At 62.8% G+C, this 9,400-nt stretch carries 9 protein-coding genes; 7 read left to right on the forward strand and 2 right to left on the reverse strand.

The features are described from left to right. Window positions 1-203: 203 nt before the first annotated feature. From A7K61_RS29590 to A7K61_RS29615, 6 genes are all read left to right on the forward strand, one after another. Window positions 204-1,853, forward strand: a complete 1,650-nt coding sequence (locus tag A7K61_RS29590) for an AMP-binding protein (protein WP_069558944.1) — start codon at window positions 204-206, stop codon at window positions 1,851-1,853. Between the two features lie 30 nt (window positions 1,854-1,883). Continuing rightward, the gene (locus A7K61_RS29595; protein ID WP_069558945.1) at window positions 1,884-2,327 is read left to right on the forward strand and encodes a hotdog fold thioesterase; all 444 of its coding nucleotides are present in this window, start codon (window positions 1,884-1,886) and stop codon (window positions 2,325-2,327) included. Window positions 2,328-2,424: 97 nt separating this feature from the next. Next, a complete protein-coding gene (locus A7K61_RS29600) occupies window positions 2,425-3,228 on the forward strand; it encodes an alpha/beta fold hydrolase (protein WP_056788499.1) in 804 nt (267 codons plus the stop codon). Beyond that, window positions 3,225-4,079 (forward strand): alpha/beta hydrolase, encoded by an 855-nt coding sequence (locus tag A7K61_RS29605; RefSeq protein ID WP_047710435.1) that lies wholly within the window; start codon window positions 3,225-3,227, stop codon window positions 4,077-4,079. The genes A7K61_RS29600 and A7K61_RS29605 overlap by 4 nt, the downstream gene beginning before the upstream one ends. A gap of 102 nt (window positions 4,080-4,181) precedes the next feature. Beyond that, window positions 4,182-5,000 carry a DUF4892 domain-containing protein gene (locus tag A7K61_RS29610; RefSeq protein WP_069558946.1) on the forward strand — a complete coding sequence of 273 codons (819 nt, stop codon included), beginning with the start codon at window positions 4,182-4,184 and terminating at the stop codon, window positions 4,998-5,000. 72 nt (window positions 5,001-5,072) lie between these two features. Continuing rightward, window positions 5,073-6,137, forward strand: a complete 1,065-nt coding sequence (locus A7K61_RS29615; protein WP_003190063.1) for an AI-2E family transporter — start codon at window positions 5,073-5,075, stop codon at window positions 6,135-6,137. Window positions 6,138-6,284: 147 nt separating this feature from the next. Here the strand turns inward: A7K61_RS29615 and A7K61_RS29620 are convergent, their stop codons facing one another. Together A7K61_RS29620 and A7K61_RS29625 are read right to left on the reverse strand one after the other, a co-directional pair. Then, a complete protein-coding gene (locus tag A7K61_RS29620; RefSeq protein ID WP_044273032.1) occupies window positions 6,285-7,316 on the reverse strand; it encodes a HAMP domain-containing sensor histidine kinase in 1,032 nt (343 codons plus the stop codon). Then, window positions 7,316-8,080: a response regulator gene (locus A7K61_RS29625; RefSeq protein ID WP_014717756.1), complete on the reverse strand. Its 765-nt coding sequence runs from the start codon at window positions 8,078-8,080 to the stop codon at window positions 7,316-7,318. Before A7K61_RS29625 ends, A7K61_RS29620 begins: the two co-directional genes overlap by 1 nt. A 259-nt stretch (window positions 8,081-8,339) precedes the next feature. Between A7K61_RS29625 and pyrF the strand changes: the two genes are divergently transcribed. Then, window positions 8,340-9,038 (forward strand): orotidine-5'-phosphate decarboxylase, encoded by a 699-nt coding sequence (pyrF, locus tag A7K61_RS29630; protein ID WP_003190068.1) that lies wholly within the window; start codon window positions 8,340-8,342, stop codon window positions 9,036-9,038. Window positions 9,039-9,400: the final 362 nt, after the last annotated feature.

The following is a 9,400-nucleotide window of genomic DNA, read 5'->3' on the forward strand; positions in this document are numbered from 1 at the left end:
GCCCACCAAATCCCTGTCGAATTCCGGCCAGCGTGGTTTAACGGGGCGCCTAAGATCAAGATCAAGAGCAGATCAAGAGCCAGATCAAGAGCGGCTCGCTTCGCATCGTGGTTAGCGGCAGGCCGTTTCCTTTGCCTGTGCTATACAGTCAACCAAGCAAGTGCTTGGTTGGCTGTACCTCGGATCACAAAGGAGCGCGTCCCATGTCTGTCGCTTTTCGTTTGCCGTTGCAGGTCTTCTTTGAGCGTGAAGCGCGGCACCCGCGTAAAGTTTTTCTTGTTCAGCCTATCGGCGGCGGTGAGGTGCAGACCCTCACCTGGGGCGAGGTGGGCCACCAGGCGCGTTGCGCTGCGCACTGGCTGCGTGCGCGGGAGTTGCCCCAGGGCTCGCACATTGCGCTGATTTCAAAAAACTGCGCCCACTGGATCATCGCCGACTTGGCGATCTGGATGGCCGGGCATGTGTCGGTGCCGCTTTATCCCAACCTTACCGCTGAGTCCGTCGCCCATGTGCTGACCCATTCGCAGGCGCGGTTGGCGTTGATTGGTAAGCTCGATGACTGGCCGGCGATGGCGCCTGGCGTTCCTGCGGGGGTGGCGACTATCAGCCTGCCGCTGTGTCCTGGCGGGGCTTTCGATTTCAGTTGGGCGGACCTGCAAGCCTGTTCTCCGATCCAGGACAACCCGCTGCCGGATGCCGCCAGCTTGGCCACTATCATCTACACCTCCGGTACTACCGGTCTGCCTAAAGGGGTGATGCACAGTTTCGGCGCCTTGGGTTTTGCTGCCACGCGCGGTACTGAGTTGTTCGGCCTGGGGGAGGGGGACCGGCTGCTGTCGTACCTGCCGCTGTGCCATGTGGCGGAGCGGATGTTTGTAGAAATGGCGTCGATCTATACCGGGCAAACCGTTTTTTTCGCCGAGAGCCTGGAGACCTTCCTCACCGATTTGCGCAGGGCGCGGCCGACGGCCTTGTTCGGTGTGCCGCGTATCTGGATCAAATTCCAATTAGGCGTCTACGCCAAAATCCCGGAAAAACGCCTCGATACCTTGTTGCGCCTGCCTTTTATCGGCAAGCGCGTCGGCCATAAAGTCCTCGCCGGTCTGGGGCTGGATGCGCTGCGCATCGCTCTGTCCGGCGCGGCGCCGGTGCCAGAGGCGTTGCTGCGTTGGTATCAGCGCCTGGGCCTGGATGTGCTGGAGGTGTATGGCATGACCGAAAACTGCGGCTATTCCCATGTGTGTCGCCCTGGCGGGCAAAGGCTCGGTTGGATCGGCCAGCCCTGCCCAGGCGTGCAAGTGCGTATCGACCCGTCAGGCGAAGTGCAGGTACACAGTGGCGCGACCATGATGGGCTACTTCAAGGACCCGCAGAAAACCGCGGATACCCTCACCGCAGATGGCTTCCTGCGCACGGGTGACAAGGGCGAGCAGGACGCTGACGGTCGTCTGCGCCTGACCGGGCGCCTCAAGGAGATCTTCAAGACCAGCAAAGGCAAATACGTGGCCCCGGCGCCGATTGAAAACCGCCTGGCCGAACATGCGCGTATTGAACAGGTGTGTGTGGTCGGCGAGGGGCTCAGCGCACCGATCGGGCTGTGCGTGTTGTCGGCGCCGGGCGAGGACCGCCACGCCCTGGGCAGTGGCCTTCAGCGTTGGCTGGCACAGGTGAATGCCGGCCTGGATAAGCATGAGCGCATGGGGCAACTGGTGGTGGTGAAAGATCACTGGGCGGTGGAAAACGGTTTTCTCACGCCGACCTTGAAGATCAAGCGCAACGTGATCGAGTCGACGTACGGGCCACATTTGCAAGCGTGGAGCGCGCGCGCCGAAACCGTTCTGTGGCAGGATTAGGGCCGTAATAAAACCAACAAGGACAACCGTATGAGCCTGTGGCGTACCCAACCGAATATCGAACACCTCAACGCGATCCAGAAAAACACCATCGGTGAATTGCTGGATATTCGTTTCGAAAGCTTCGACGACGAATCCCTCACCGCCAGTATGGTGGTCGACCACCGCACCCATCAGCCCTACGGCCTGCTGCACGGCGGCGCCTCGGTGGTTCTGGCAGAAAGTGTCGGCTCCATGGCTGCCTATTTGTGCATTGATGCCAGCAAGTTCTATTGCGTGGGCCTGGAGGTCAACGCCAACCACCTGCGCGGTGTGCGCAGCGGGCGGGTGACGGCGGTGGCCAAGGCCATTCATATCGGGCGCACCACCCAGGTGTGGGACATCCGCTTGAGCAGCGACGAGGGCAAGGCCAGTTGTGTCTCACGCCTGACCATGGCCGTGGTGCCGCTGGGTGAACAACCGCCTTCGCGATAGGCGTGGCGTGAGTGTCATCATTCCTGGCAGTTACAGTCATTGCTGTAGGCGCCGGGCATGGTGACAATCTCCCTCTGTTTTGGTTGATGGAAACTGTATGTCGCAGCATGTGTTTTTTACCCACGCCAATGGCTTCCCTTCGGCCACTTACGGCAAGCTGTTTGCCGCCCTGGCCCCGGAATATGCAGTGGCACATCTGCCGCAGCACGGTCACGACCCCCGGTTCCCGGTGGATGATAACTGGCAGAACCTGGTGGACGAGCTGATCCACCATCTGGAGCAGCAGCCAGAGCCGGTATGGGGCGTGGGCCATTCCCTGGGCGGCGTGCTGCATTTGCACGCGGCCATGCGTTGCCCGCACCTGTACCGGGGCGTGGTGATGCTGGATTCACCGGTGCTCACCCGCGCAGACCGCTGGGTGATCCGCGCTGCCAAGCGCTTTGGCTTTATCGACCGCCTCACCCCAGCCGGGCGCACGCTTGGCCGGCGTGAAGAATTCACCGACCTGGACACCGCGCGCAGCTACTTCGCCGGCAAGACCCTGTTCCGTGGCTTCGACCCCGATTGCTTTGACGCGTACCTGCAACATGGCCTGCAGCAAGTGGGCGACCGCCTGCGCCTGCGGTTCGACCCGGCCACCGAAATCAGCATCTATCGCGGCGTGCCCCACACCAGCCCGGGCCAGGTGCGCCAGTTGAAGGTGCCGCTGGCCGTGGTGCGTGGCCGCCAGAGCCGGGTGGTGATGCGCCACCATGCCAGCGGCGTCGACCGCTTGCCCATGGGCGAAATGCTCACCATGCCCGGGGGCCATATGTTCCCGCTCGAACGCCCTCAGGACACCGCTGCCTTGATCAAGACGCTGTTCGCTCGCTGGCAGGCCCGTGAGCGCAATTGCGCATGAGTACGCCCGTCGAAGAGGTACGCCTGAGCCTGCCGCACATCGAACTGGCCGCGCATCTGTTCGGGCCTGAGGACGGCCTGCCGGTGATTGCCCTGCATGGCTGGCTGGACAACGCCAACAGCTTTGCGCGCCTGGCGCCCAAGCTGCACGGCCTGCGCATCGTTGCATTGGACATGGCGGGGCATGGGCATTCGGCGCACCGCCCGGTCGGCGCCGGTTATGCCTTGTGGGATTACGTCTACGACGTGCTGCAGGTGGCCGAGCAACTGGGTTGGAAACGTTTTGCATTACTCGGCCACTCTCTTGGCGCCATCGTCTCCCTGGTGTTGGCCGGGGCCTTGCCGGAGCGGGTGACACACCTGGGCCTGATCGACGGCGTGATCCCGCCGACCGCCAGCGGCGAGAGCGCGGCCGAGCGCCTGGGCATGGCGTTGCAGGCGCAATTGAGCCTGCAAGACAAGCGCAAGCCGGTCTACAACAGCCTTGATCGAGCGGTTGAGGCGCGGATGAAAGGCGTGGTGGCGGTCAGCCGTGAAGCGGCGCAGCTCCTGGCCCAGCGCGGTTTGATGCCGGTACCCGGCGGTTACACCTGGCGCAGCGATAGCCGCCTGACCCTGGCGTCACCGATGCGCCTGACCGAAGAACAAGCCATGGCTTTCGTGCGACGGGTAGGGTGCCCTACGCAGTTGGTGGTCGCGGCTGACGGCATGCTGGCGAAACATCCCGAATTGCTTTCTCAGCTACCCTTCACGGTCACCACGCTGCCAGGCGGCCATCATTTACACCTGAATGACGAGCCCGGCGCGGCTCTTGTTGCAGACTGTTTCAATCGGTTCTTCTCCACGCCTTGACTTGGCGGGGTCAACTGCCGAGGCTGGGCGGATTGAAAGGGAGTCAACCATGAACACACTCAATATCGCTGTGACCAACATTGGCCAGGGCTCACTGATCCGATGAGCCTGGGTAAAGGATGTATCCGTGCCCTTGGCCTTTGCTGTTTCAGCCCCCTGGTATTTGCCGCCGACCTGCCCGGCAGCCAGGATTTACCGGCGGTAACCCGCCAGGTTGATGCGCAAATCGTCGATTACCGCCCCGCTGAAGACAAGGAACGCATCTACCCCATGGGCGCGATTCGCAAGATCAGCGGCCAGTTGCGTTATGAAGGGCAGGCCATCGCACGCGGCCCCGCCACTGCAATCACCTATGAACTGCCCGCTGAACACAGCTCCAGCGCTGCCTTTACCGCAACGCGCGAAGCCTTGCAGGCCAAGGGCGCGCAGTTGTTGTTCTGGTGCAAGGCCCGCGATTGTGGCGAAAGCAGCCTGTGGGCCAACGAGGTGTTCGGCAACGCCAAGCTGGTGGGCGCTGACGGCCAACAGGAATACCTGCTGCTACGCCTGGCCGCCCCGCAGGACAATTCCCTGGTCGCGCTGTATGGCATCACCCGTGGTAACCGCCGCGCCTACCTGCATGTGGAGCAACTCGACGCCAGCGCGCCCTTGGGCGACCTGCTGCCCACCTCGGCCACCCTGCTGCGTGAACTCAAAAGCACCGGCGAGCTGGATTTTCCCGCGCTGGGCGCCGAACCGGATGACACCTGGCTGACCTTGATATCCCGAGCCTTGAACCTCGACACCACCCTGCGCGTCAGCCTGAGCGGGCCGCAGGCCGAGGCCTGGCGCCAGGCACTGGTAGAGAAGGGCGTGCGCACCGCCCGTCTGGAAACCGGCAGCGGTGAAACCCAAGGGCTGCATCTGCATCTGATACGCTAAGCACCACAGGGCGAACGGACCCGCGCCGTTCGCCTAAGCTCTCTTCCTACAGCCTTCTTTTCGAGATACCCGATGCTCAATAACGATCGCCTGCTGGTGCAAATCCTGCTGCTGGTGCTGTTTGGTGCCAGCTTCTGGGTCATGGCGCCGTTCTGGTCGGCGCTGTTCTGGGGCGCGGTGCTGGCCTTTGCCAGTTGGCCGCTGATGCGTCTGCTCACCCGTTGGCTCGGCGGTCGGGAATCCCTGGCGGCCGGCATCCTGACGTTGGGCTGGATGTTGCTGGTGGCGGTGCCATTGGTGTGGCTGGGGTTCAACCTGGCTGACCATGTGCGTGATGCGGTGGCGCTGATCAAGGACATCCAGGTCGACGGCTTGCCCGAGGCGCCGACCTGGTTGGGGTCGATCCCTTTCGTAGGCGAGCGCCTGGTGGCGACATGGGACAGCATTGATCAACAAGGCGCGGCGCTGATGGTCAGCATCAAGCCGTACCTGGGCCAGGTCGGCAATTGGTTGTTGGCGCGCAGTGCGCAAATCGGCGGCGGCATTCTTGAGCTGACCCTGAGCCTGGTCTTCGTGTTCTTTTTCTACCGTGACGGGCCGCGCCTGGCGATGTTTGTGCACCGCCTGTTGGAGCGCCTGATTGGCGAGCGTGCAGGCTATTACATCGAACTGGTGGCCGGCACGGTGCAGCGGGTGGTCAATGGTGTGATCGGCACCGCGGCGGCCCAGGCGCTGCTGGCGCTGATCGGCTTTCTGATCGCTGGCGTGCCGGGCGCGTTGGTGCTGGGTATCGTGACCTTCTTGCTCAGCCTGATTCCCATGGGGCCGCCGCTGGTGTGGATCCCGGCCACGGCGTGGCTGGCGTGGAAGGGTGATTACACCTACGCAGTATTCCTGGGCGTGTGGGGCACGTTCGTGATCAGCGGCGTGGATAACGTGCTCAAGCCGTACCTGATCAGCCGCGGCGGCAACTTGCCGTTGGTGATCGTGTTGTTGGGTGTGTTTGGTGGGTTGATAGCGTTCGGCTTTATCGGCCTGTTTATTGGCCCGACGTTGTTGGCGGTGGCTTACAGCCTGCTGACAGACTGGAGCGCGAGCCAGGCGCAGGTGCGCCGTGAAGACAAACCGTGTAACTGATGGGTGTAGGTGCGACGCCGTACCTGTGGGAGCTGGCTTGCCTGCGATAGCGTTGGGCCAGCCAACACCTCATCGACTGACACTACGCAATCGCAGGCAAGCCAGCTCCCACATTTGGATCGCGGCGCGTCAGGCAGGTGGGAGTTTTCAAACCCTCGGCAACCACATCACCGCCGTCAACCCACCGCCCGGTGTGTCCTCCAGGCTCAGGTGGCCGCCGAGTCGCTCGACGGCCTCCCTGGCAATAGTCATCCCCAAACCGACCCCTCCCGAATTGCGGTTGCGCGACCCTTCCAAGCGAAAGAACGGCTCGAACACCGCTTCGCGCTTATCGGCGGCGATTCCCGGGCCGTGGTCGATCACCCGGATCACCAGTGCGCCGCGGCTGTCGGCGAGTTCCACCCGGGCAGTGCCGGCATAGCGCAGGGCGTTGTCGATCAAATTGTTCAGGCAGGAACGCAGGGCCATCGGCTGTACCTGCAACGGCGTACAGGTTCCCGAAAACTGCACGTCGCGGCCTTGGTCCTGGGCGTTTTCACTCAAAGATTCCACTAATGCCTGCACATCGAGCCAATGCCGTGTCTCGCTGGTGCGCTGTTCGTGCAGGTAGCTCAAGGTGGCATCGAGCATGCCGATCATGTCGTCCAGGTCCTGGCGCATCTGGCCTTGCAGCTTGGGGTCTTCGATTTGTTCCAGGCGCAGCTTGAGGCGCGAGAGCGGGGTGCGCAGGTCATGGGAGACCGCGCCGAGCATGCGGGCGCGCTGGCTGACTTGTTCGCGGATGCGCTTTTGCATCAGGTTGAAAGTTGAGGCCGCCTGGCGTGCCTCGCGAGGGCCGGACTCCACCAGGGGCGGGCTGTCGAGGTCGACGCTCAGGCGCTCAGCCGCTGCGCTCAGGCGCTGGATCGGCCGGCTCAGCAGTTTGGCGCCGTACCAGGCAGCGATGATCAGCGAGATAAATTGAAACGTCAGGGGCACCACCGGGCCGCCGAACCAGGGGCGAGGCGCCTTGCGCAAGGGCGTGAGGCTGCCGTCCGGTTGTTCGACGAACGCCGCGCGGGGCGGTGGCGGCGGGCCGTAGTGGTGAAACCAGAAGAACGCCAGCACATGGGCCAGCACAATCGCCACCAGCAACAGGCCGAACAGTCGCCCGAACAGCGTGTTGAAGGGGGCGCGCATCAGCCGATATCCCGGGCGTCGAACAGGTAGCCTTCGCCGCGTACGGTCTTGATCAATTGCGGAGCCTTGGGGTCATCCCCCAGCTTCTGGCGCAGGCGCGACACCAGCAAGTCGATGCTGCGGTCGAAAGCCTCAATGGAGCGCCCACGGGCCGCGTCCAGCAGCTGTTCGCGGCTCAGCACACGCCGCGGGCGTTCGATAAACACCCACAACAAACGAAACTCGGCGTTGGACAGCGGCACCACCAGGCCGTCATCGGCCACCAGCTGGCGCAGTACGCTGTTCAGGCGCCAAGTGTCGAAGCGGATATTGGCCCGCTGTTCGGTGCGGTCATCACGCACCCGGCGCAGGATGGTCTGGATACGCGCGACCAGTTCTCGGGGTTCGAACGGCTTGGACATATAGTCATCAGCGCCCAGTTCCAGGCCAATGATGCGGTCGGTGGGTTCGCAACGGGCGGTGAGCATCAAAATCGGAATATCCGACTCGGCGCGCAGCCAGCGGCATAAGGTCAGCCCGTCTTCGCCCGGCAGCATGAGGTCGAGTACCACCACATCGAAGGTTTCGGCTTGCATGGCCTGGCGCATGGCGGTGCCGTCGGTGACACCCGAGGCGAGAATATTGAAGCGTGCCAGGTAGTCGATCAGCAGTTCGCGGATCGGCACGTCGTCGTCGACAATCAGCGCACGGGTGTTCCAGCGCTTGTCTTCGGCGATCACCGCGTCTTTTGGCGCTTCGTTTACAGGGTCGCAAGGGGTATGCATAGCGAGGTCATCTGCCTGAGTGTGGCTGTCAGCATAGGCGCCCAGTTCCAGGGCTGGAAGTGCTGGGCGGGCGGTCATGTGCGCGAGGCTAGCCGGGCGGCGTATTGGGGGCGTGTCGTGAATGTATCGGGGTTGAAACAATTGCCTTGAATCGCCGGTATTGGGCGCTTGATCGGTATTTACCGATCATCGGATCCCGCAACGGCGCTGCTTGCGCTACAATCCGCGCCGATTTCGACTTGCCTGAGAGCCCATTCCAATGTCCGTCTGCCAGACTCCTATCATCGTCGCCCTGGATTACCCCACCCGTGACGCCGCACTGAAGCTGGCTGACCAGTTGGACCCCAAGCTTTGCCGGGTCAAGGTCGGCAAGGAACTGTTCACCAGTTGCGCGGCGGAAATCGTCGGCACCCTGCGGGACAAAGGCTTCGAAGTGTTCCTTGACCTGAAATTCCATGACATCCCCAACACCACGGCGATGGCCGTCAAAGCCGCGGCCGAGATGGGCGTGTGGATGGTCAATGTGCACTGCTCCGGTGGCCTGCGCATGATGAGCGCCTGCCGCGAAGTGCTGGAACAGCGCAGCGGCCCCAAACCGTTGTTGATCGGTGTAACCGTGCTCACCAGCATGGAGCGCGAAGACCTGGCGGGCATTGGCCTGGATATCGAGCCGCAGGTGCAAGTGTTGCGCCTGGCAGCCCTGGCCCAGAAAGCCGGCCTCGACGGCCTGGTGTGCTCGGCCCTGGAAGCCCAGGCCCTGAAGAACGCGCATCCGTCGTTGCAACTGGTGACACCGGGTATCCGTCCCACCGGCAGCGCCCAGGATGACCAGCGCCGCATCCTGACCCCGCGCCAGGCCCTGGATGCGGGCTCGGACTACTTGGTGATCGGCCGTCCGATCAGCCAGGCGGCGGATCCTGCAAAAGCGTTGGCAGCGGTCGTCGCCGAGATCGCCTGATTTTTAGAGTGAGCAAAACATGTGGGCTGCCCACAGAATCAGTGCAAGGAACAGATCCCCTGTGGGAGCGGGCTTGCCCGCGATGGCCATAGGCATCTACACAATTTTGGGACGACACTGGACCTGTGGCGAGGGAGCTTGCTCCCGTGGCGGCCTGACAGCCGGCGCCTATCTTTTTGACGCACTTGATTCAAATGTGGGAGCTGGCTTGTCGGGTCGCCGCATCGCTGCGAAGACGGCCTGATAGTCAACGCAGTTAGACCGGGTACATATCCGTTGTTTAGGTAACGGCCACCTAGGGTTCCGCTCTGACAGCGGCTCACTTTTGAAAAGCCGGAATGCCGGCCCAGTCAAAAGTAAGC

The organism is Pseudomonas sp. AP42, assembly GCF_001728935.1.
Classification (GTDB): domain Bacteria; phylum Pseudomonadota; class Gammaproteobacteria; order Pseudomonadales; family Pseudomonadaceae; genus Aquipseudomonas; species Aquipseudomonas lactis.